Source organism: Vibrio sp. Vb1554, assembly GCF_033344235.1.
The window spans coordinates 1-21268 of record NZ_JAWPOJ010000019.1 but is presented as its reverse complement, the minus strand read 5'-3'; the positions used below and the strand labels follow the sequence as shown (position 1 = coordinate 21268).

Below are 21268 nucleotides of genomic sequence, written 5' to 3'. Positions count from 1 at the left end.
AGACAACGCTCGGTCAATTTAAGTTGCTGCCTTATCCCTGATTTATTGAAGGTAACGATAAGTTATTCTTGGTTACATCAGTTTATTAGCATGGATTTCCATTTGGTAAATAATGGCTTTCCTCGTATGAGCGCGTTTCTGTTGTTACAGTTTTTCCACCGACAGAAAGTAAGAACGATAATAGAGGTGATGTATGAAAAAACTAATCGCACTTGTTTTGATGGTTTGCTCAACAAACGTAGCATTTGCTGGCGATGGGTCATACACGGGCACGATTGATATGACGATGGCAACGAAAAATCAGGTTGACGTAGAGCGTGCAGATTCTCAATTGACGCTGAAGGGTCGCAATGAAATGGCCTATGGCGGTGTAACAATCCATTCGGATGCTGCAACTCAAAAAATTGAACTTCGTGGTCGACGTGATTAATCGAATAGTTTCTTGTTAAGAAAATGCCGCGAAGAACGCGGCATTTCTATATGTAATATCATCAGATCATAATTACCAGATAAGCGTATGGTGAGAAGCTAAGCGCAATGACCACCTGCCATTATTCGCATGGCGGTGCCATATGAATGACAGCTAAGCCCCCCAAAGAGGTTTCACGGTATTTTTTATTCATATCTTTACCAGTCTGATACATGGTTTCGATAACTTTATCTAACGAAATTAAACATTTACTTGTGCGCTTTAATGCCATACGCGATGCATTAATCGCTTTCATTGCTCCCATGGCATTTCTTTCAATACAAGGTACTTGAACCAAGCCGCCAATCGGGTCACAAGTCATACCCAATGAATGCTCCATCGCAATTTCCGCAGCAATACAAATCTGCTCGTTACTGCCCCCTCTTAGCGCTGTTAAGCCAGCGGCAGCCATGGATGAAGAAACCCCAACTTCTCCCTGACACCCCACTTCTGCACCAGAAATTGACGCGTTAGTTTTATATAAGATGCCGATAGCGCCGGCGACTGCGAGAAAGTCTTTTAGCTGTTTAACATCGAGCTCTTTGATGAAGCGATGGTAGTACATCAATACCGCCGGAATCACCCCTGCTGCACCATTCGTTGGAGAAGTGACGACTTGCCCTCCTGCTGCATTTTCTTCACTAACCGCAAAGGCGAAGAGATTGATCCAATCCATGATCTCCATCGGATCGTTTTCAATTGCAGCGTTGGCTTCGAGCTTTTTCAAAAGGTTTGGTGCTCGACGAGTGACATTTAGACCACCTTCCAAAATCCCTTCCGTATCGAAGCCACGTTGCATGCAGAGCGACATCACTTTCCAAATTTGCTCTGCTCTTTGGTTAATTTCTTCGTCTGAGCGAAATGCGAGTTCGTTTTGGAGGATCATGCCTCCCAAGCTGAAACCGTTCGTCTCGGCTTTTTCCAGCATCTCATCTGCGGATGTAAACGGAAATGGTACTGCGACCTCATCTTGTTGCGTGCCGTTCTCTAGTTCGTCGGCGGTGGCGATGAATCCGCCCCCAATGGAGTAATAAATTTCAAACGCTACTTGATCTCCAGCAGCGTCTAATGCCGTAATCGTCATGCCATTTTCATGCAAGGGAAGGTTGTCGCTATGAAAGACGATGTCATGGTCGTAGCTAAACTCAATTTGGTGTGTACCGGCGAGCATGAGCGTATTATTGTCTATGGTATTTTGTAGCGCACTTTTGGCACTGCTCATTTTGATGGTATCAGGTTTATTTCCCATCAAACCAAGGACCGTGGCTCGGTCTGTATGGTGCCCTCGACCTGTCAGTGACAATGAGCCATAAAGGTCCACTTGCACCCGATGCACTTTCGCCATAGAGTCGCTAACTAGCTGAGTGAAATGGAATCCGGCAAGCATAGGACCATTAGTATGGGAGCTGGATGGCCCGACACCAATTTTAAATATATCGAAAATCGACAGCATAATTGACTTCCTTTAGCAGTGAACCTTTATAAAGGTCTCTAGAACAGTGTTGTTAACTAGATGTTAAAGCTTGTGGGTCGGGAGTGAAAGAAGATTTTTGTAACACTGCCAACTAAGCGCGAGATTTTAAAATGAAGTTAGACAACATCGTCATCGTTTTAGGTAAACGTCTCGTCAATAACAGGTTGACCTCTGAGGGCATAACAAGAGTCGAAGCTTTGTCTTGTAGGACTGCATCACTACCGACAGAGCGAACGGCGATTATTTTTTGTGGCGGAGTAACGCAAGGACAAAGTGTTTCTGAAGCAGAGGCGATGTACGCGTATTTTAGAACCCTAAACGCAGACTCTGTGAATCCGTTCCCTGAACGTCATATACTCTTAGAAACGGAGTCGTTGAACACGTTTCAAAACATGCGTTATGTTTCCCAAGTTTTGTGCAAAAGTGGGTTGTTCGAGTTATGGTCGGGGCATCCGGTTGAGGTTATCTTGCTGTCTAATGACTACCACCTCGAACGAATCATTGATATCCAGAATTTGATGGATGAGCAAGGCTTATTACGAGTACTTAAATCCGATTGCGAATCCATGGGGGTGACCCTCAATATTCCACTGGATATCAGCAAACATATTAGCGTGCCATACCCACATAAAGGGCTTATGGCGGAGACATTCTTGCTACTCGATGAACTCACAACCTACCGAGTTTATTTAGAAGGGATCAAGCATGGCGCATTTTTCCGAGATTTATCAATTGTCCGAAAAAAGCCACTTATGATCGCAAGAGATGCTATTCACAAATTGCTCTCTTTACCGCTCGATAAAGAGGCTTTGCAACATATTGAAGAAATGAAAAAGGCCGTCGAAATGACGGCCTTGGATGAATCTGTAGGTGCTGCGGAAAAGGCATTAAGTATCTTCCATCCGATACTGACGGCATTGAACCGTCTCTTTGACCCAGAGTCTATTCATTAAGCTCGCGTTTTGTGCGGACGGCGCTTAATGCGATCAAACAGTAGCAAAGCAGTTCTATACCTTCTTCTGAGATATTTTTAACATCACGGATGTAATTTTCGTCCATCACTTGTTGCCAAAAACTACCCATACCATACAAACGAGAGAAGACTAATAATAGCATTACAGCACCAACTAATAGCTTCATATGTGGCACCGTTAAAATGGTCGCCATTTCGTTCATGGTACCTTTACCACCTTGGTAAGCTTTGGCGCAAGCCAGTGCGGTGACAGCAAGTGCTGGGAAAACCCAAGAGCCATGATGAATCATGTCTGTCCAATAGTCCGTTTCGCGAATAATCAGTACTGCAAAAAATCCTGCAATCAAAATAGCCGCATGCTTTAGCTGAGGCTGTTGTTTCGATAAGCTGAAAAACGACCATGATGCAATAGCAAGCATCACAAGCTGGAGCGTTTCTGTAACGGAAAGCTCGCCAAGGCTTGATCCCAACACGACATAATCAAGACGAAGACTAAGGTTAACGAGAATACTTATAGCGACAATCATCAAGGCGTTTAAACTCGATTTATAAATAATGCGCTTTGATTTTTCAGTAACAACGTTGCTTGGGGCTGACTCGGCTTCTTTTACTATTTGTGTTTTCATCTTGCTCACCTGTCCCAGAAAATGTGGAAGAAATGTGAATTAGTGTGATCTGTGTTTGGAATTTTATTGTCCAAGTGGAAAGTTATGTCAGGGGAATGTCAAGAATAGAACACTGTTCGATATAGGGTCGATGTGCGGTAAAGTCAGAGATATGTAAAAACAACGTAAGAACACTTTGATAAATCAAATAAAAAAGGAGCCCAAAGGCTCCTAAGTGATAGAGGGAAGGTGACGTATCGATAAAAATAATTAGTAGTTGTCACCCTCATTTTCTTTGTGATTCTCGCGATAGTATTCCCATTGCTCGACGCGTTCATTGTCCGACAGCACACAGTAAGTGACACGTTCGCCGTTTTCCGACACGGTATCCAGCTCACCACCTTTCTGAACACAGTATACGGCTGCGGGATTTGCAACGGAGGTATACTCAGTTGATCGGGTCGCTCCCTCGTAAGTTGAACAACCAGCCAGTACCAATGTTGCAGCCATAGCCATCATTAAATTTGTCTTTTTCATTCTTTATCTCCGCATGGGGTGGGCGAGTATTGTATTGATTATAGGCAACTTTAAGAGATTATTGTCTTATCGATGTTAAAAGTAAGAGGGACGTATAAGAATTTAGATATTCTCATTTATTGCTGATTAGCACGTCACACTTCTGTTCTAGGCGTATTGTTGTGAAGGTCATATCAATCACTTCCTGACAAGCGCTCGAACGTACCTGGTCTACAACAATGATTTAAAGTGTGAAATTCGGTAATATGCGCACAAAACATTGACCGTGGTATTTTCGATGAGACATTTAAAATCGACCGTTCATCCAGACATAGAGCATTTGGATGACAAAATTGTTTTTCAGCGCAATGCAGCGCGAGCCATTGTACTTGATGGTGAAGATGTGCTGTTGCTCTATACAGAACGTTACCATGACTACACGCTACCAGGCGGTGGTATTGATGATGGTGAAGATGTCATTGCTGGATTAGTCCGTGAATTAGAGGAAGAAACGGGCGCCCAAAATATACATGGTATTAAGCCTTTCGGAATCTTTGAGGAGTTTCGTCCGTGGTACAAGGATGACGCTGACGTGATGCACATGGTGTCGTATTGTTATACATGTAAAATCGAACGTGAGCTAGGCGAAACGGCGTATGAAGATTACGAAGTTAAAAATGGAATGCGCCCGGTATGGATGAACATACACGAAGCAATTGCACACAATGAAAAAACGATGGCAGAAAGCCCGAAAAAAGGCATGAGCATTGAGCGCGAAACGTTTTTACTTCAGTTGATTTCTAAAGAATTACTATAAACAGCTAGTTTGCATCATTACGACTTAGCTTCTGTTGGCTCTATTGTGGGCAAAGATTTTAGAGCAATAAAAAAGTCCGGACTCCCCCCCGGAACCCGGACTTATTCCAGACGCGCAAGCGAAGCGTCATCTTGATATGTTAGATTTGTTTCGAACTATGAAAACAATAGCTGTTTTACATTTAGTGTGTAAATAATTATTAGGTCTGACCATTGGTTTTCATGTTTTTTTGCAAACGCAATGTGACGCATATCTACCCAATTGCCAAGCGCAATTGGGGCGCTTTTTAGTAAACCACTACTCTTTCTTATCTTTGAGATACCTTACCTCAACTTTTTTGCACACGTTTGCATAGAGATCACGAGTTTTCAAATCCGCCGAACAGGATCTTGTGATTTTACGTTTCTCTGACATTGAGCGCTGTCGTAGCTTTTATCACAAATTAACTAGCGGAGGCAGTCGGCTAAAGTCGACAAGCGGTTGTGAAATCATAGGAGCGTCTGGAGCAAATAAGAGTAAAGGTTGAAATGATGAGGATTGTAACTGACCGATATCTATCAACTTTTCCAATGCATAGAAGCGGCTGACATATTGGCGAGTCTCGTTAGGCAGCGTGAGTTGTTGGAAATCTCGACTTCCTGCTCGCTGAATAGCACGTGCAACACGTCCTTCTCCGGCATTGTATGCAGCTAAAGTGAGAGCCATATTTTGATCGAATTTGTTGTATAAAAACGCCAGGTACTTGAGCGCGGCCGTTGTGCTGGCTTCAGTGTCAAAGCGATCGTCTTGTTTTGTATTTATCGTTAATCCGAATCGTTTCGCTGTGGTTGGTATCAATTGCCAAAGTCCGGCGGCGTTAGCGTGAGAAACGGCTTTGGGGTTGTAAGAAGATTCTAACATTGGCACTAAGGCTAGGCTATTTGGTAATGAGTGGTTTTGAAGCTGTTTGAAAATGTGGTTAATTACCGGTTTGGATGAATCGAGACGCTTGGCAATTTGTGGCTTGTATGGGGCTAATACTTGATACTGCGTTTGAATATCGGCAGCATTTGGTTTTGCCTGGCATGTGATTGGAAGGTAGGACAGAAAGGCAATAAAAATAAAAAGGCCTACAGTACTCAGCCGAGATGGCGACTGAATCTGTAGGCAAGACGAACATCGTTTAGAACGATTTATCTTCATAAGTGTGTTGCACAGGTTGTTTGAGTTGACTGACCAACTCATGGAACGCCGCAGAGCTGTGGCCATTGCTCTGATTGTATTGTTGGCACTGACTTACCAACGTTTCCAATAGCGCCCATTGTTTTCTAGCTTGCATACCTATTTGGGCAGGCAAAGCATTGAAAATTCGTTTTACGCTGGCGTCATTACACGCTAACCCCAGCGCTCGCATACACTGGCTTCTGTCATTGGCGGAGCGGCTGAGTTTATTGAGTATCGGCATTTGTTTCTGAACGTTGTCGTTCAGTGCCTCTCCATCAAACTTTAAGTACAATACCTTTTGCTGCTGCAGCAAAGGAAGCAGTTGTTGATAAAGCTTAATATCCTCAGATATAGAGCGAACAAATTGTTGAATTCGCTGCGATACTGCGCTTGCCATGATGTCTTCCTAGCGTTTTATTACTCGTGACCTGTATGGAACTGCATGATTGCCTTGGATAGCACTTTTGTATCTAGGCTAAGTTCACCACGCGCTAATGCGTTGCGTACTTGTTCTACTTTTTCCATATCAACATCAGGTAGTGATGCCATTTCAGCTTGAGCGCGATCTATCGCTACGGTATTCGCTTGAAATGCAGGCTCGTGTACTTTGCTCTGTTCGACGACGTCGACAGGCTGTTTGCTTGCTTGCTGTAATTTTGTTTGTGGGACATGACCGCCCGCGACTTTGTCGATTTTCATGCTGTGGTCCTCATCATCATGTTCTAAATTAAGTAGGCGGTTAGAATGTGATAAACATTAAATATTTTTTTGTACTCGAAGTTCAGTGTTACTGACGAGAGCCAAAATTAAAAAATGTTACCCCGAGTCAAAAAATCAAAATTGAGTATGAACCTGGTTTAATCCAGTTACGACTGCTCTTATGACCTTGCCCGAACTTGGGTTTTCCACGTCAATTTGTTGCCCTTTCGCTCCATCTTCTAAGGCGACTCCTTTTGTGCTGGCACTAAATCCATTTTTGCTCGCAATGACTATGACTTCATTGCCTTTCTCGATTAGAGGTGGGGCCGACAAATTGGATGGATTAACCACTTGTCCAGCCCGCAAACGACGAGAGGTTTCTAAGCCTACTGCTTGCACGGGGCGAGTATAAAAATCGTCTTGGCGAGAGATGGTTCGGGTTTCAAGCTTTATGTGTTTAGCCGTTACGACTTCATTTCGGCCAACCGTGGTTGTCGCGACCAAAACAGGCAGAGTCAGCGAAGACTTTATCGTAACGTTAATTCGCCATGGTGATGCGATATTGTCGCAGCTGACTGAGCGCTTGAGGTTACCGACTGGCAACGTGTTGTTGTCACGACCTGTGATAACTAAAGGAGATTCACATTCTGGCAAGTGATTGGCTGAACCGGGCACCCACATGTCGAAGTCTAGTTTGTACTCCCCCCACTGATTGGAGAGCGCTACGCGATCCACCTCTTGTTCGAAATCCGTTGCTACAACGGACCTTATCTCTTCAACGCTTAGGGTTTTGTCATTGGTGTTGGCGAATGCTTGTTCTGATGTCAAAGCGAGTAACGTCAGCATTATTGTTGAGGAAGTGGACACTTTCCTCTTGTTTTTAATGCTTTCCGAGAACCGGAAGTTTGGCTTCCATCCTTGTTTGTAAATCATTGATATATATAGCTATTTTTTATGGCACGTATCTTGTTTGTATGTTGGCGTATTCGAGCCAACTGTAAGGAAGATGCATGGCGATCACATTTGAAAATGCTTTAGGAGTACATCCAGAGGCACTTAATTTTCGCGTTCAGCGTACCAAAGTCCTCGCCAGTAACCTAGCAAATGTTGACACCCCTGGGTATTTGGCGAAAGACCTAAGTTTCACCACCGTAATGAACCAAGTAACGGCAGGTGGTGTGAACAAACCGGTGCCAAAGTTCCAGGTTCAGGCCCAATACTCGGTGCCTTACCAGAATAGCAAAAATGGCAACACCGTAGAGCTTGGTGTTGAACAAGCAAAATTCACGCAAAACAACATGGACTTTCAAACTAGCCTGACGTTTCTCAACATGAAATTTAATGGCTTAGCGAAAGCGATTGAGGGACGTTAATTATGTCATTCACTGATATTTACTCGATCACTGGTTCCGCGATGACAGCACAAACTGTGCGTCTGAATACGGTAGCCAGTAACTTAGCAAACGCAGATGCAGTATCTGCAAATCCAGAAGATGCTTATAAAGCGCTTAAGCCAGTATTTGCGACTGTGTACCAAAAAACGCAAATGACAACAGAAAATGGAGCTTATCCCAATGCAGAAGTTCGCATTGTTGACGTTGTTAAAAATGCTGGAGATGCAGAGAAGCGTTTTGAGCCGAACAACCCACTGGCTAATGATGAAGGCTATGTGTTTTACCCAGATATTGATGTAGTTGCTGAAATGGCAGACATGATGTCCGCAACACGCAGCTTCGAAACGAATGTTGAAGTATTAGCCAATGTAAAAAGTATGCAGCAAGGTCTGCTTAGATTAGGGCAGGGCAGCTAATGAGTATTGCACAATACACCCCTTTATCGTCTGACGCTCCAGTAAATACAAAAGCAAAAGACAGCAACGGTATCTCACCAAACCCTAAAGACATGAACAGCGCTTCTTCATTGGAGAATGAGTTTATTTCTTTGATGGTGGCTCAAATTCAAAACCAAGACCCACTTAATCCCCTTGATGGTACGGAATACGTTGGTCAATTGGCTCAGTTCTCGCAGGTACAAAGTACCGAGAATATGTCTAAGACAATGCAACAGAGCATGGTGTTACTGGACAACATGCAAGTGCTATCAACAGCGGGCCTTGTTGGGCAAACGGTTTACGTCAATGCGGATGAATTTCAGCTTGGTGAAGACGTACAAAACGGAAAAATCGAACTCGCTCATAGCTCAAACCAAGTCACGTTAGTTGTTAAAGATGAATTTGGTCAATCAACTAAAGTGCCACTAGGTGCTCACGGCAAAGGTGACGTCGACTTTTCAATTAATCCTGAAGAACTTGGTCTTAAACCAGGCAAATACTCAGTGGCCGTAGAAGTGCAAGAAGGGCAAGCAAGTCCAAATGTGCTGATGGCAGGCACTGTTGAGCAAGTGCGCATTCCTAATACCGGTGGCGCAGCATTAGTCAATGTCCATGGCGTTGGCAACGTTCCTTTCTATCAAATCACTCAGTTTGGTGCTTAACCAAATACGGAAATCAGAGGTCTATTTATGAGTTTTAACATCGCACTAAGTGGTCTGGACGCGACCAACACAGAGCTAAACACAATCAGTCACAACATTGCCAACGCATCAACGTATGGTTTTAAAGGTGGCCGCACAGAATTCTCCGCTGTATATAACGGCATGCAACCTGGTGGTGTGGAAGTCGCGTCAATTTCACAGAACTTCGACAAAGACGGCAGTATCACAGGAACTGGCCGTGCGATGGACCTAGCTATTAATGGCGGTGGCTTTTTTGTTACTAAAGATAATATGGGTCAAATGTTGTACACACGTTCAGGTGTGTTCTCAACGGATAAGAACAACTTTGTTACGGCTAACAGCGGTGCAAAGCTTCAAGGTTACAGTGTCGATAGCAACAACAACCTAATGACAGGTTCTGTGGGTAATATTCAGGTATCGACTTCCTCACTGAATGCTAAAGCAACAGACAGCTTAGATTTTGTTGCGAACTTCGACGCAAGCGCGTCTGTTATTGATAAAGCCGTAACGCCATTCAATCCAAAAGATCCAAGCTCATTTAACTCGTCTTACACAACAAAAGTCTACGACTCACTGGGTAACTCGCACACGGTAACTCAGTACTTTACTAAGACTGCTTCTAACTCGTGGGAAGTGAACGTTCAAGTAGATGGCGGTACGACGCCAGTAGCAACTGTGCCTGTAACGTTTGGTAAAGACGGCTCGCTTTCAGCACCAACTGCGCCGTTTAATGTTTCATTCCCTGCTGCAGGCGCGAACGCGATGAGTGTAGACATTAACCTGAAAGGCAGCACGCAATTTGGTGCAGCTTTTGGCGTAAGTACTAATAGTCCTAACGGTTACACATCAGGTGAACTTGCAGGTGTACGCGTTGAAGGTAACGGCATGGTTTACGCGACTTACACTAACGGCCAATCACAGCTACAAGGTCAGGTTGTTCTTGCTGATTTTGCAAACACACAAGGCTTAGCGAAAGTGAGTGGAACATCATGGACTCAAAGCTTTAGCTCAGGTGCTCCAATTATGGGTGTTCCGGGTTCAGGTACGATGGGTGACCTAACTCCGGGTGCATTAGAAGGTTCTAACGTTGACTTAACCAGCGAGCTTGTTGCTCTAATGACTGCACAACGCAACTACCAAGCAAACGCAAAGACAATTTCTACCAGCGACAAGCTTACTCAAGCTTTGTTTAACGCGGTGTAATGGGAGTTTTGCATGGATAGTTTGTTATTTACGGCAACGTCGGGTGCCAGCCGAGTTCTTAAAGCGCAGCACGTTCGTTCAAACAACTTATCAAATGCTGATACTGCGGGTTTTCGAGCGGATATGGAGCGTGTGCGTAGTGTAGAGATGCAAGGCCCAGGTTTTGATGGTCGCACTATGGTTGTGACCAACTCTGCCTCAACACGTTTCGACGCTGGCGATATTGTGAAAACAGGACGTCCGTTGGACGTTGCGGTTATGGGTGAGGGGTATCTCTCTGTAGAAACCCCAGCGGGTAACGAAGCTTACACCCGTGCAGGCAATATTCAGGTCGATACTTTTGGCGCTCTAACAATCAATGGGTTCCCTGTCCTCGGTGACAATGGTCCTTTGGTTGTGCCGGATTATCAAAAGATTGAAATCAGCGAGCGTGGTCAAGTCTCAGTGATCCCACCAGGTGGCGGCGCAGAAATTGTGGCAGGCACTTTGAAGTTGGTTAAACCGGAAATTAATCAACTGCAAAAAGAGAGCGATAGCTTGCTGCACAGCGTAGATGGCGTGCCATTCGCGGCAGATGAAACCGTGCAACTCTCTCCTGAGCACATTGAGGGCAGTAACGTATCTGCTATTGATGAATTGGTTAGTGTGATGTCGCTGACGCGCAACTTTGAAATGCAAGTTCGCATGATGAAAACGGCGGAAACTTTAGCAAAAGCTGGTAACAAATTAATGGCGGCGAGCTAAGTCTCGCCCCGCAAAGGAGTAAAAAATGCATTCAGCATTATGGGTAAGTAAAACAGGCATGGCAGCGCAAGACACGAAGATGACTGCCATTTCTAACAACCTAGCAAACGTAAACACGGTTGGCTTTAAGCGTGACCGAGTCGTATTTGAAGATCTTTTCTACAGCATTCAGCGTCAACCAGGCGCACAAGTAGACCAAGTTAACGAACTACCAAGTGGTATTCAGCTAGGTAGCGGTGTTCGCGTTGTTGGCACACAAAAAGTGTTCACGCAAGGTAATACCCAAAACACAACGCAAGAGTTGGATCTTGCTGTAATGGGTCAGGGTTTCTTCCAAATAGAAAACTCGGACGGACAGATCATGTATACACGTAATGGTCAGTTCCATCGAAACTCAGAAGGCTTAATGGTGAACAGTCAGGGCCTGCCTTTAGAGCCTCAAATCCAGATCCCAGACAATGCGGTCTCTTTCTCTGTGGGTGTTGATGGCACCGTGACTACAACAACAGCAGACGATCCAACACCTCAGCAGCTTGGTCAAATTACACTTGCAAAATTCATCAATCCAGCAGGCTTAGAGGCCATGGGTGGCAACTTATTCCGTGAAACGGAAGCCAGCGGTCCAGCTGATGAGCTGATTGCAGGAGCTGATGGTGCCGGCATTATCAAGCAAGGTGCACTGGAAGGGTCAAACGTACAAGTAGTAGAAGAGATGGTCGACATGATCACCACTCAACGTGCGTATGAGATGAATGCGAAAGTGGTCTCTGCTGCAGATGACATGCTGAAGTTTGTTTCGCAATCAATGTAAGTATGAAATTGGTGATGATGAAGGAAAAAGCAATGAAATGGCTTTCTAAGAGTTGGGCAGTAGCCGCCGTGTTGCTGGTGGGATGTGCTGGCCGTCAGGAATTTATTCCGCCTGAGCCGAATGCTGAGGAATATGCACCACCAACGCTCGATTACACGCTGCCGGAAACCCAATCTGGTAGCCTTTATCGTCACCAATACACGATGACCCTGTTCCAGGATCGTCGTGCTTACCGAGTTGGCGATGTATTAACGGTTCAATTATCAGAAGAAACCTCATCGAGTAAAAATGCGGGTACTAAGTTCGGTAAAAGTTCAGCAATTAACTTTGTGGCGCCGACCATAGGCACGAAAACTATCGATGAGTTAGGGGTTAGCGTGGATGGCAAACGTAACTTCGATGGCAGTGCATCAAGTTCACAAGGCAACAAGCTTCAAGGTGCCATTACGGTAACGGTACACGAAGTATTACCTAATGGCGTATTGCGTATCAGCGGTGAAAAATGGCTTCGTCTGAATCAAGGCGACGAGTTTATTCGTCTAACCGGTATCGTCCGTGTGGATGATATTAACCGCAGTAACCAAGTTTCTTCTCAACGAATTGCTGATGCAAGAATTACCTACGCAGGTCGCGGAGCGCTAGCTGACAGCAACGCAGCCGGGTGGCTAACTCAGTTCTTCAACAGCCCATGGGTACCTTTCTAATGAAGACAATGCAATCTTTCTTTATGTCTCTCCTATTGGTGTTGACCTTGGGACTACCAGGCACTTCACGTGCTGAAGCGGAAATTCCGATCATGGACTTGGTCGATGTTCGCGGCATTCGAGAAAACCAACTGGTTGGTTATGGTTTGGTGGTTGGCTTAGCCGGCCAAGGTGACCGAAACCAAGTGAAATTTACCTCTCAATCTATTACCAACATGCTACGTCAGTTTGGGGTTCAAATTGATGACAGTATGAACCCTAAGCTACGAAATGTGGCTTCTGTGAGTGTGACAGCGTCCGTTGATCCAATGGCAGGCCCAGGACAAACGTTGGATGTGGTTGTGTCTTCAATCGGTGATGCAAAGAGCCTTCGTGGTGGTACGTTATTGCTAACGCCTTTACGTGGTATTGATGGCGAAGTGTACGCGATTGCGCAAGGCAACGTGGTTGTGGGGGGCTTATCTGCAGAGGGGCGAAGTGGCTCCAAAGTAGAAGTAAACACACCAACGGCGGGTCGCGTTCCGAATGGTGCGACTTTAGAGAGAGAAATCAAAACCGATTTCAACCAACGTGATGAAATCACCCTAAACCTGCGCAAGCCTAGCTTCACTACAGCAAAAAATATTGCGCGTGAAATTAACAACACTTTTGGGCCTAACGTTGCAGTTGCGATCAATAAAGCGCGCATTGATATGCGTGCACCAAAAGATACACAGCAGCGTGTCGTCATGATGTCGATGCTTGAAGAAATGAGCGTCGTTGAAGGCCGTAAACCTGCTCGTATTGTCTTTAACTCTCGCACTGGCACCGTAGTGATCGGTAAGAGTGTCAAAGTGAGTGAAGCAGCAGTAAGTCACGGTAACTTGACCGTGCGAATTTCTGAATCACAACAAGTTAGTCAGCCTAATGCGTTTGCAAATGGCGATACGAAAGTCGTTAACCAAACGGACCTTGATGTGAATGAAGATCTTGCTCAGATGGTGATTTGGCCTCCAGGCACGGAACTTAACACCATAGTTAATGCGGTAAATAGTTTAGGTGCCACGCCTACAGACTTGATGTCTATCCTGCAAGCTTTGAGTGAAGCGGGTGCATTGAACGCTGAATTGGTCGTGATATAAGGAGTTAAGGATGAAGCTAGACAGTACCAATGAACAAACTCAGTTAAATTCGATGCTTTATCACGACAATAGTGCATTGGCTAACATCAAGCATAGTCGTGATCAAGAAGGCGCACTTGAAGTCGTCGCAGGTCAATTTGAGGCAATGTTCCTACAAATGGTGTTACGCCAAATGCGCAGCAGTAGTGACGCTCTTGCTGATAAAGACAGCCCGTTTGCCAGTCAGCAACAAGGGGTGTTCCGTGATATGTATGACGGTCAGCTGGCGATGGAACTAGCAAAGAAACAGAGCTCAGGCATTGCCAATATGCTCATCCAGCAGCTGAGCCCGTCTATGCGTGAGGTTGCTTTCGATGCTGCGCGCAACATCTCATCCGCTAACGATGGTAAAGGTTCGAATTCTGAATCTATCTCACAAGTAGATTCTAAAGAGGTGGAGAAGAATTCAAGCCTATTTAATACCGCTTCTCAAGCCGTCGCCTCTGTTAAACAGGTATTCGGTGAGGCCGGTATGACTACCGCGTTTTCTCAGCCGTTGATCAGAAAAATGGAGCTGTAAATGAACCTAGTTAATATTGCCCTTTCAGGTTTAGGCGCGAACCGTGTGGCCCTAGACGTAACCGCGCAAAACGTGGCAAACGTGAATACCGTGGGTTACAGTCGTCAACAAGCGTTGATGGCGTCTGTCGATGATGGTAAAGCCAATCGCTTAAGTCCAGGTTTAGGGGTAGAAGTCACTAGCATTCGCCGCGTTACTGATCAATTTCTGATTAAGCAAACGTGGTCGACTAACAGTATGGCGGCATACGCATCTGGATACACCAGTAACATGAGTCAGCTGGAGAATACGCTTGGTGCCGATGGTTTCAGTATATCGGCTGGCTTGGACTCGCTAAACGCTGCGCTTAACGATGCGACCGTTAAGCCGGAATCCATACCTTACCGCCAGCAGATCATTAACGAATCTGAAGCTTTGGCCCGCCGTTTTAATACGCTTACCGAATCTTTATACAATCAACATAAAGACATGAGCGATCAACGTAATGCAGCGCTTAACCACGCGAATAGCCTTATGGAAAATATCGCGAAGGTGAACAAGCAACTGGTAGAGATGCAAGGTACAGGTGGTAACCCATCACAGTTAATGGATGAACGAGATAGGTTAATCGGTGAGTTATCTCAAACCATTGAAATCAAAACAACACAGCAGCATGACGGCAGTGTTCAGGTCACACTAACCTCTGGTCAACCGCTTGTGATGGGTACGGACCATGGCAAACTGGAAGCCATTCCTGACCCGAGTGATCCTTACTTGGCGGACTTACACGTCACGTTCTCGAATCAAAGTTTTGCGATTGGTGACTCGCTTGGTGGCAAATTAGGTGCGATTAATGACTATCAAACCGAAGTGTTGAAACCAAACCAATTGGCTCTGAATGACATGGCGAAAGCTCTCGCGGATGAATACAACGCCGTGCTTGCAACTGGCAAAGACTTAAATGGCAACCCAGGTAAACCTTTGTTCAGCTATGACCCAGCAAACCCTGCAGCCAGTTTGGATATTACCAAGCTAACTCCAGATGAGCTTGCGTTCTCAAGTGATGGCACACCTGGTAACGCAGATGCGTTGCAATCATTGATCGAGTTAAGCAACAAGCCAGTGGCGGTATCAGGTTACGGCTCAGTAAGCTTGAACGATGCCTTTAGTTCAATGGTGGGTCAAACCGCAATTAAAGCACGCCAAGCTAATGCTGATTATCAAGCGAAGTTAGCCATGAACAAGCAAGCGCACGCAGCTCGCGATAATGTTAGTTCCGTAAACAGCGATGAAGAAGCGGCTAACCTAATGATGTTTGCTAATGCGCACAATGCCAACATGAAAGTGATCAGCACAGCAAATCAACTGCTCGATTCTATTCTGCAGTTATTCTAAGAGGAAAGTTTAGATGCGAATTAGTGACAATCAATTTAGTCAAATGATGTTGCACAGCTTGCAGAGCAATAGCGCGGGATTAGGCGAAGCTCTGCAACAGATGTCTACTGGCAAGCGCTTAACCAAGCTGTCTGATGATCCAATGGCTTCGATCAAGTTGCTTAACTTAGACCGAGAAACCAGTGCGATTGCTCAGTACAAAAACAACATTGAAAACGTAAAAACGACGCTATCGAGTCAAGAAACCCATTTAGATTCGATCAAAGAAAGCTTAAAAAGCATGCGAGACATCGCGCTTTGGGGTGCGAACGGCTCTCTTACTGACGAAAGTCGTGGCGGTATGATTACAGAGCTTAAGAGTTACCGTGACTCTATTGAGTCGTCTTTTAACGCGCAGGATGAAGAAGGGCACTACCTTTTCTCTGGTACTAAAACGGATACTGCGGCTGTAAGTAAAGCGAGCGGCAGCTACGTAATTGAAGGTAATAGTGACAAGCGCGTAGTAACAATTGCTAAAGGTGTCACGATGGATTCCAATATGACTGCAAAAGAAATATTGGACCTTGGGGGAGGCCATAACGTGCTTAACCAAATTGATGCGCTGATCAAAGAGTTTGAGAGCCCTACCGCCAACTTCAGAGCTGAAGTTGAGGCGAGTATCAGCGCTATCGACGATACTTTTTCAAACGTACTAGGGACCATGACTGAGATTGGTGGTCGACACAACAACTTAGATCTTGTTGGTGGCGCGCACAGTGAAAACAAGCTGTTCGTTGACAAAGTATCTGGAGACCTCTCTGCTCTGGACTATGGTGAAGCGTCGGTACGATTGAGTAATTACATGGCCGCTTTGCAAGCAACGCAAGCAAGCTATGTGAAGATCGATGGTTTGTCGTTGTTTGACCGATTATAAGGTTAGGAAGTTCTTTTTATGGTAATGAGTACAGTAGAGGTTAGACCCCATAGCATACGCTTAGGTGGACAAGAACAAGCCTCTATCATGCCGACCCGTTCTGCAGACTCAAGTACGGCAATTAAACCGCGCCCGGCGCAAATTCAGGCTGACACTGCGTCAGCCTACTCTGTATCTGGTATTCAGCTTACACAGGGTCAGCAGCAAGCCACGGCGGTTCAGATCGCGTCCAAATCGCTGCAGGTGATTGGCAAAGAGCTCACGCAAATTAAACGTGGTTTGACGCAAGCTATTAATCAAGGCGTACAAAATGTTCCTGGTTTGCAGGATACATTGGTTCGTTCTAAAGCCACCATCCAAAAAGTCGTTGAGCAAGCACGTTTCGATGGCCAGAAAGTCCTAAATAACGAACTGCACTTAAAACTGGATAAAGCGGATATTCGTCGCTTTTCTATTCCAGGTTTGAATGTTCATCGCTTAAGCGACAAGGCCGAGCAAATCCGTTTGGATTTTCCTCAAGGTCAAGCGGTGATGATTCAGTTTGATGGACAATCAGACGGTGAGCGAACGGTCAAAATGCTGGATCGCAGCTTGATTGCGTTAGGAATGCGAGCCTCGTTAGCCGATGATGGCAGCATTTTATTTGAAGCCAGAGACAACGCTTATCAACAAATGCAGCAAAAGGTGATGGTAACGGGGGAAGGGCACCGATTCCCTGCGGGGCAGCCTAACGTTTTGAACTTAAAGTCTGAGCCAGATGGTATTGCGGAGCTCGGGTTTGATCTAGGCTCACGCGATGGCATCAAGCAGACGATTGCCAAAGTAAATCAGCATCTGAAACAAGTTCAAACGAGCTTGCAGGAAGCGAAAGCTTTTCATGGTGAACTGAATACTCAAATGCGTTCTATCCAAACCAAAACCGCACAGCTTTCAGTCAATGAAGTGAATGCAAAACTGGATGGATTCATGCAAAAGTCTGGCGAGTTTACTTCAACTTTTCAGGCATTGAATGCGCAAGCAAACGTGCGTCGTCATACCGTGGTCGCTTTACTGAAGTAACGAACACTCCAATGATTCCCGGCTTTACACTGTTATCGTCCCCCAATAACGAAAACAGCGCACTGTCGGGAATCTCTCTTTGACTCGTCTAGGGCTCGAGTGCTTTTGCCACCGAACGATTCAATTTCTGGAATAGCCATCCAAGTGCTATCAAAGATGCACCTAAGCCTAAGAAGCTTATTGCTCGCCAGAACCCATCCAGAGAGCTCACATCCCATAAGAATACTTTCAGTGCGACACCGGCAAGGACCACTAGACCGACACGCTGCATCATCAGCCCCTGTTGGGTCACGCCGCGCCAAGTCAGCAATCCACCTACGAGCAAGCCAGCCACTGAATAACTGAACAACTCTGCCATGCTGGTTGGCTGATACAGCATCATCGATGTGGTTTGCCAGAATTGACGGATAGACATCCCCAACCAAATGGCTGCAAGTAAAAAGCCTAGACTAGCAATCGCAAATCGATGAACTTGCAACGTATTCCAGCGTTTAAAGGTTGCGATAAGCAGGATGCAAGCTGGTAACAGCCAGCCGATACTCAGCATGTTAAAGATGGGAAGTGCTTGTGCCGAGACGTTATCAGTCACCAACGGCGATTCTGCCGTATTAAGCAAAATAATCAATATAGCGAACGCGCACCAAAGCAAGTAACTATAGATTTCGTAGATACGGCTTAAGCGTTGCGCAAATTGGCTGCGGTAGCTGTATACCAAACCCATAACTAATGCTTGATTGGCAAAGACTGCCGCACTTGTGAAGTCGATGTTCCCCAAGTAACCATATTGCCCCGTTAACCAGTAGTTAGTTTGGGTGAACAATGCCATTAAGAATACATGTAAAAACGCCCCTTCAAACCAGTTGGTCAGTTCTCGGTCCACTTGTTTTAGTGTTGAACGAGCATAAGACAAGATGAAGAGAGAAGGCAGATAACTCACCAGAACCCAAGCCCAATGCCCAGCTTCTACCGGTTGCCATTCGGGTATGAAAGGTAGCAGCGTGAGTCGGATAACCAGTATTCCCATTGCCACTTTAATCGCCCAACTCGCAGGTCGAAATAACCCGACTTGAGCCTGTAAGGCCATTATCGCAACTTGTATTGAGATTGCTGTTGTTAACCAAGTGTCGCTCAACCAAACAAAAGCGATACCTACGATTAAAGCATGCATAACGGCAGAGCATTCTAATGCCAACGAACGTGCACGCTGACCAAGCACAACGTAGTAAGTGGCCATCAATGCGCAGAATGCAGTCCAATACCAAAGGTAGCCTTGCATAAATTCGTCAATATAAAACAACGTAATTAAGCTCATCGCGGGAGCCAGTACCAGCAGAAGCAGCCCACTGAGTTGCGAACGGCCACTAAGTGATTGGCAATATGTTCGATAGCAGATCAGCGCAATACTCACCGCCAATGCGAATAGGATGCTAGCTTCTCGCTCTAACATATACAGCGCATCAAAAGCGATAGTAAGAACAATCTGCGCGGTTGCCGAGACGAGAATGGATGGCAAAAATACACGTAATGACCAGCCTGTACGAAGTGCTGGTAGCCAGATGATCGCAACAAGCAGCGTATAACAGTACGCCATTTGTAGAGTGTTCAGCTCCGGCATTCTGGTGACGGCAGAAAAGGTCAATAATACAATTGCGAGAGCGGTAGCGGTCGGCGAGTTTGTCCACTTGCTTTGATAGTGACGAAAGCGAGGATTGAGCATCCAACCCATTCTCGGAACCGCGAAAATGAGATACAAAGTGATGGAGAGATAAATCACGAGCCACGAGAACAACAGTTCTGTTGGTACACTCTCAATCAACAGCAACATCCAAATGACATGTGGAATCGCGATACTTGGCGTAATCCATGCCCTACGCACTTTTTGCATCAATAAGGTCGCCGCGAACGAAATCGCGCAGATGTATCCGGCTAACAAAAAGTAGTTGGGTTCACTACCTCCAATCCACAGTGGTGCTGTGTAGCCACCAATTAAGCCAAGCACGGCCATTAACGGCCCTTGTCGCAATGATAATGCTAAACTGAAAAATGCTGCTGAAGCCAAAATGATCAACGAGATACTTGGCGTTAGCATTTGATAAACCACAAAGGCAAAAATGACGGTGCAGTAAATGCCCGTTAATCCCGTACCGGTAACGGCAGCAGGAACATACGTAAAGCCTTGGGCTCGTGCTGCCCGTTGCGGATTCTGTTGTTCTTTACGGTGAAACCACTCGCCAACAAGCACCATAAGTAATGAGATCACAAAGGCAAAGGACACTCGCATAAATGGCGAAAACTGGATGTGACTACCAATCACCTGTACGAGATAACCTCCACCGATCAGCATGGCCAATGCGCCTACCCAAACCAACCAATTTTCTTGAATGTTGCTAAGCAGGCTCTGAACTTTACTCTGAAGGAATGACTCATTTTCTTGACTAAAAACATCCAGTTGCACTTCTCTTGTCTGGGCGTACCCTTGATTCGCAGCGCTCTGGTCAAAATCTAGGTTGGCAGCTGGATCATGTTCCCCAGAGGATGAGACATTTTTCTGTTGTGATTCTATGTGAGGTGACGTCGCTACAGATGGTGTGTCTTTTTCGATGCTGGATTGTTGGTGCACTTGTGGGTTTGAGCCCCCATGGACACTGGCTCGTAGTGATGTGACTTCCTCACGAAGTTTGGCTAGTTCTTTTTCTAAAAGTGCAGCTCGGTTGGCGGCTTTCACTCCGATGAGGATGGCGAGACACGCCATGAACAGTGCTAGTATTACGTACAATCCATTTCTCCTTGCGTACGTCGCGTGACCCACGATTCTTAACTTTGAGCACTTACGCTAAAGCTTAGTTCATGCTCTATGCCTTAGCCTCATATAGTGCTAGGTTCCGCGCTTTCTTCAGAAATCATTCTACATAATGAAACTCAATGCGTAATGATGAATTCGACAAAGTCGCACACTTGTGTGCCACTTTAAGACCTGATGAACAAAAATGAGTCGTTAAGTCATTGGGGGTCAACTATATTCATAGTTCTGATGCGATCGCCAAAGGACTTCAAACATGTGCGTTTCGTAGCGATGTCATCGAAGGTCAGTCGTTTGATTTGCACGTTCGGTTGTTTCTATTTGACCGTAAGGCTGAATGTATTCGGGTATAGCGCATTCACGCGAAAAAAGACAAAAACAGGTAATTATTGATGCAAGTGGGTAATGAAGCGCTGGTGCTGTCAGCGGTTGGGGTTATTGGTTTAGGTTGCCAATGGTTAGCTTGGCGATTGCGTTTGCCAGCGATTTTATTTTTGTTGTTGGCAGGGCTGATCGTCGGGCCATTTATGCAGTGGTTAAATCCTGATGAGATATTAGGTAATTTGCTCTTTCCGTTGGTCTCTTTGGCGGTGGCAGTGATTTTATTTGAAGGCAGTTTGACCTTAAATTTTAAAGAAATTCGTGGCGTGAGTGGTTCGGTATGGAGCATTGTTTCCATCGGGGCGATCATTTCGTGGGCGGCAACCAGT

The 21268-nt window shown here is 45.5% G+C and carries 24 protein-coding genes; 16 read left to right on the top strand and 8 right to left on the bottom strand.

Going from position 1 to position 21268, the window contains the following annotated elements; translation table 11 throughout:
- Positions 1–193 precede the first annotated feature (193 nt).
- Entirely contained in the window at positions 194–430 is a 237-nt protein-coding gene (locus R8N28_RS15935; protein WP_005374030.1) for a hypothetical protein, read from the top strand.
- Between the two features lie 121 nt (positions 431–551).
- Here R8N28_RS15935 and R8N28_RS15930 read toward each other — a convergent pair whose 3' ends face one another.
- Positions 552–1922 carry an L-serine ammonia-lyase gene (locus tag R8N28_RS15930; protein WP_065275129.1) on the bottom strand — a complete coding sequence of 457 codons (1371 nt, stop codon included), beginning with the start codon at positions 1920–1922 and terminating at the stop codon, positions 552–554.
- Between the two features lie 131 nt (positions 1923–2053).
- Between R8N28_RS15930 and R8N28_RS15925 the strand changes: the two genes are divergently transcribed.
- Positions 2054–2896: a YdcF family protein gene (locus R8N28_RS15925; RefSeq protein ID WP_065275130.1), complete on the top strand. Its 843-nt coding sequence runs from the start codon at positions 2054–2056 to the stop codon at positions 2894–2896.
- Here the strand turns inward: R8N28_RS15925 and R8N28_RS15920 are convergent.
- Positions 2886–3542 (bottom strand): hypothetical protein, encoded by a 657-nt coding sequence (locus R8N28_RS15920; RefSeq protein ID WP_005374025.1) that lies wholly within the window; start codon positions 3540–3542, stop codon positions 2886–2888. The genes R8N28_RS15925 and R8N28_RS15920 overlap by 11 nt on opposite strands.
- 249 nt (positions 3543–3791) lie before the next feature.
- Positions 3792–4058 (bottom strand): DUF333 domain-containing protein, encoded by a 267-nt coding sequence (locus tag R8N28_RS15915; protein ID WP_065275131.1) that lies wholly within the window; start codon positions 4056–4058, stop codon positions 3792–3794.
- Positions 4059–4335: 277 nt separating this feature from the next.
- Between R8N28_RS15915 and R8N28_RS15910 the strand changes: the two genes are divergently transcribed.
- A complete protein-coding gene (locus R8N28_RS15910) occupies positions 4336–4854 on the top strand; it encodes an NUDIX hydrolase (protein ID WP_005374021.1) in 519 nt (172 codons plus the stop codon).
- Between the two features lie 435 nt (positions 4855–5289).
- Here R8N28_RS15910 and R8N28_RS15905 read toward each other — a convergent pair whose 3' ends face one another.
- The 4 genes from R8N28_RS15905 to flgA form a co-directional block, all read right to left on the bottom strand.
- Entirely contained in the window at positions 5290–6036 is a 747-nt protein-coding gene (locus R8N28_RS15905) for a lytic transglycosylase domain-containing protein (protein ID WP_065275132.1), read from the bottom strand.
- Positions 6017–6454: a flagellar export chaperone FlgN gene (gene flgN / locus R8N28_RS15900; RefSeq protein ID WP_005374018.1), complete on the bottom strand. Its 438-nt coding sequence runs from the start codon at positions 6452–6454 to the stop codon at positions 6017–6019. Before flgN ends, R8N28_RS15905 begins: the two co-directional genes overlap by 20 nt.
- A 20-nt stretch (positions 6455–6474) precedes the next feature.
- Positions 6475–6756 carry a flagellar biosynthesis anti-sigma factor FlgM gene (gene flgM / locus R8N28_RS15895; RefSeq protein ID WP_005374016.1) on the bottom strand — a complete coding sequence of 94 codons (282 nt, stop codon included), beginning with the start codon at positions 6754–6756 and terminating at the stop codon, positions 6475–6477.
- A gap of 135 nt (positions 6757–6891) precedes the next feature.
- A complete protein-coding gene (gene flgA, locus R8N28_RS15890; RefSeq protein ID WP_065275133.1) occupies positions 6892–7689 on the bottom strand; it encodes a flagellar basal body P-ring formation chaperone FlgA in 798 nt (265 codons plus the stop codon).
- A 77-nt stretch (positions 7690–7766) separates the two neighbouring features.
- On the opposite strand from flgA, the gene flgB reads away from it, so the two are divergent.
- Genes flgB through R8N28_RS15830 form a run of 12 tightly spaced genes read left to right on the top strand, consistent with a single transcriptional unit; the run spans position 7767 to position 17758 of the window.
- The gene (gene flgB / locus R8N28_RS15885) at positions 7767–8129 is read left to right on the top strand and encodes a flagellar basal body rod protein FlgB (RefSeq protein WP_005374013.1); all 363 of its coding nucleotides are present in this window, start codon (positions 7767–7769) and stop codon (positions 8127–8129) included.
- 2 nt (positions 8130–8131) lie between these two features.
- A complete protein-coding gene (gene flgC / locus R8N28_RS15880) occupies positions 8132–8566 on the top strand; it encodes a flagellar basal body rod protein FlgC (protein WP_005374012.1) in 435 nt (144 codons plus the stop codon).
- The gene (gene flgD, locus R8N28_RS15875) at positions 8566–9249 is read left to right on the top strand and encodes a flagellar hook assembly protein FlgD (protein ID WP_005384410.1); all 684 of its coding nucleotides are present in this window, start codon (positions 8566–8568) and stop codon (positions 9247–9249) included. Before flgC ends, flgD begins: the two co-directional genes overlap by 1 nt.
- A 27-nt stretch (positions 9250–9276) precedes the next feature.
- The gene (flgE, locus tag R8N28_RS15870; RefSeq protein ID WP_005374010.1) at positions 9277–10473 is read left to right on the top strand and encodes a flagellar hook protein FlgE; all 1197 of its coding nucleotides are present in this window, start codon (positions 9277–9279) and stop codon (positions 10471–10473) included.
- A 12-nt stretch (positions 10474–10485) separates the two neighbouring features.
- Entirely contained in the window at positions 10486–11217 is a 732-nt protein-coding gene (flgF, locus tag R8N28_RS15865) for a flagellar basal-body rod protein FlgF (RefSeq protein ID WP_005374009.1), read from the top strand.
- A gap of 25 nt (positions 11218–11242) precedes the next feature.
- Positions 11243–12028, top strand: a complete 786-nt coding sequence (gene flgG / locus R8N28_RS15860; RefSeq protein WP_005374008.1) for a flagellar basal-body rod protein FlgG — start codon at positions 11243–11245, stop codon at positions 12026–12028.
- A 32-nt stretch (positions 12029–12060) separates the two neighbouring features.
- Positions 12061–12732 carry a flagellar basal body L-ring protein FlgH gene (gene flgH, locus R8N28_RS15855; protein WP_017635111.1) on the top strand — a complete coding sequence of 224 codons (672 nt, stop codon included), beginning with the start codon at positions 12061–12063 and terminating at the stop codon, positions 12730–12732.
- Positions 12717–13853, top strand: a complete 1137-nt coding sequence (locus R8N28_RS15850) for a flagellar basal body P-ring protein FlgI (RefSeq protein WP_086026720.1) — start codon at positions 12717–12719, stop codon at positions 13851–13853. The genes flgH and R8N28_RS15850 overlap by 16 nt, the downstream gene beginning before the upstream one ends.
- 10 nt (positions 13854–13863) lie before the next feature.
- Complete coding sequence (locus R8N28_RS15845) at positions 13864–14412, top strand: rod-binding protein (RefSeq protein WP_005384422.1); 549 nt, start codon at positions 13864–13866, stop codon at positions 14410–14412.
- Entirely contained in the window at positions 14413–15786 is a 1374-nt protein-coding gene (gene flgK, locus R8N28_RS15840; RefSeq protein ID WP_005374000.1) for a flagellar hook-associated protein FlgK, read from the top strand.
- A gap of 13 nt (positions 15787–15799) precedes the next feature.
- The gene (gene flgL, locus R8N28_RS15835; protein WP_005373998.1) at positions 15800–16699 is read left to right on the top strand and encodes a flagellar hook-associated protein FlgL; all 900 of its coding nucleotides are present in this window, start codon (positions 15800–15802) and stop codon (positions 16697–16699) included.
- An 18-nt stretch (positions 16700–16717) separates the two neighbouring features.
- Positions 16718–17758 (top strand): flagellin, encoded by a 1041-nt coding sequence (locus tag R8N28_RS15830; RefSeq protein WP_005373996.1) that lies wholly within the window; start codon positions 16718–16720, stop codon positions 17756–17758.
- Positions 17759–17846: 88 nt separating this feature from the next.
- On the opposite strand, the gene R8N28_RS15825 is transcribed toward R8N28_RS15830, so the two are convergent.
- A complete protein-coding gene (locus R8N28_RS15825) occupies positions 17847–20510 on the bottom strand; it encodes a DUF2339 domain-containing protein (protein WP_065275134.1) in 2664 nt (887 codons plus the stop codon).
- 440 nt (positions 20511–20950) lie between these two features.
- On the opposite strand from R8N28_RS15825, the gene R8N28_RS15820 reads away from it, so the two are divergent.
- Positions 20951–21268: cation:proton antiporter (locus tag R8N28_RS15820; protein ID WP_318183392.1), on the top strand; the 318-nt coding region annotated here is incomplete at its 3' end.

What these genes read in the sequence shown, in the direction of transcription:
- R8N28_RS15845 (WP_005384422.1), top strand. Translation starts at nt 13,864, where the DNA reads ATGAAGCTAGACAGTACCAATGAACAAACTCAGTTAAATTCGATGCTT.
- flgB (WP_005374013.1), top strand. Translation starts at nt 7,767, where the DNA reads ATGGCGATCACATTTGAAAATGCTTTAGGAGTACATCCAGAGGCACTT.
- R8N28_RS15825 (WP_065275134.1), bottom strand. Translation starts at nt 20,510, where the DNA reads ATGGCGTGTCTCGCCATCCTCATCGGAGTGAAAGCCGCCAACCGAGCT.
- R8N28_RS15905 (WP_065275132.1), bottom strand. Translation starts at nt 6,036, where the DNA reads ATGAAGATAAATCGTTCTAAACGATGTTCGTCTTGCCTACAGATTCAG.
- R8N28_RS15920 (WP_005374025.1), bottom strand. Translation starts at nt 3,542, where the DNA reads ATGAAAACACAAATAGTAAAAGAAGCCGAGTCAGCCCCAAGCAACGTT.
- R8N28_RS15830 (WP_005373996.1), top strand. Translation starts at nt 16,718, where the DNA reads ATGGTAATGAGTACAGTAGAGGTTAGACCCCATAGCATACGCTTAGGT.
- flgE (WP_005374010.1), top strand. Translation starts at nt 9,277, where the DNA reads ATGAGTTTTAACATCGCACTAAGTGGTCTGGACGCGACCAACACAGAG.
- R8N28_RS15910 (WP_005374021.1), top strand. Translation starts at nt 4,336, where the DNA reads ATGAGACATTTAAAATCGACCGTTCATCCAGACATAGAGCATTTGGAT.
- flgM (WP_005374016.1), bottom strand. Translation starts at nt 6,756, where the DNA reads ATGAAAATCGACAAAGTCGCGGGCGGTCATGTCCCACAAACAAAATTA.
- flgH (WP_017635111.1), top strand. Translation starts at nt 12,061, where the DNA reads ATGAAATGGCTTTCTAAGAGTTGGGCAGTAGCCGCCGTGTTGCTGGTG.
- flgD (WP_005384410.1), top strand. Translation starts at nt 8,566, where the DNA reads ATGAGTATTGCACAATACACCCCTTTATCGTCTGACGCTCCAGTAAAT.
- R8N28_RS15915 (WP_065275131.1), bottom strand. Translation starts at nt 4,058, where the DNA reads ATGAAAAAGACAAATTTAATGATGGCTATGGCTGCAACATTGGTACTG.
- R8N28_RS15930 (WP_065275129.1), bottom strand. Translation starts at nt 1,922, where the DNA reads ATGCTGTCGATTTTCGATATATTTAAAATTGGTGTCGGGCCATCCAGC.
- R8N28_RS15935 (WP_005374030.1), top strand. Translation starts at nt 194, where the DNA reads ATGAAAAAACTAATCGCACTTGTTTTGATGGTTTGCTCAACAAACGTA.
- flgN (WP_005374018.1), bottom strand. Translation starts at nt 6,454, where the DNA reads ATGGCAAGCGCAGTATCGCAGCGAATTCAACAATTTGTTCGCTCTATA.
- flgL (WP_005373998.1), top strand. Translation starts at nt 15,800, where the DNA reads ATGCGAATTAGTGACAATCAATTTAGTCAAATGATGTTGCACAGCTTG.
- R8N28_RS15925 (WP_065275130.1), top strand. Translation starts at nt 2,054, where the DNA reads ATGAAGTTAGACAACATCGTCATCGTTTTAGGTAAACGTCTCGTCAAT.
- flgA (WP_065275133.1), bottom strand. Translation starts at nt 7,689, where the DNA reads ATGATTTACAAACAAGGATGGAAGCCAAACTTCCGGTTCTCGGAAAGC.
- flgC (WP_005374012.1), top strand. Translation starts at nt 8,132, where the DNA reads ATGTCATTCACTGATATTTACTCGATCACTGGTTCCGCGATGACAGCA.
- R8N28_RS15850 (WP_086026720.1), top strand. Translation starts at nt 12,717, where the DNA reads ATGGGTACCTTTCTAATGAAGACAATGCAATCTTTCTTTATGTCTCTC.
- flgG (WP_005374008.1), top strand. Translation starts at nt 11,243, where the DNA reads ATGCATTCAGCATTATGGGTAAGTAAAACAGGCATGGCAGCGCAAGAC.
- flgK (WP_005374000.1), top strand. Translation starts at nt 14,413, where the DNA reads ATGAACCTAGTTAATATTGCCCTTTCAGGTTTAGGCGCGAACCGTGTG.
- flgF (WP_005374009.1), top strand. Translation starts at nt 10,486, where the DNA reads ATGGATAGTTTGTTATTTACGGCAACGTCGGGTGCCAGCCGAGTTCTT.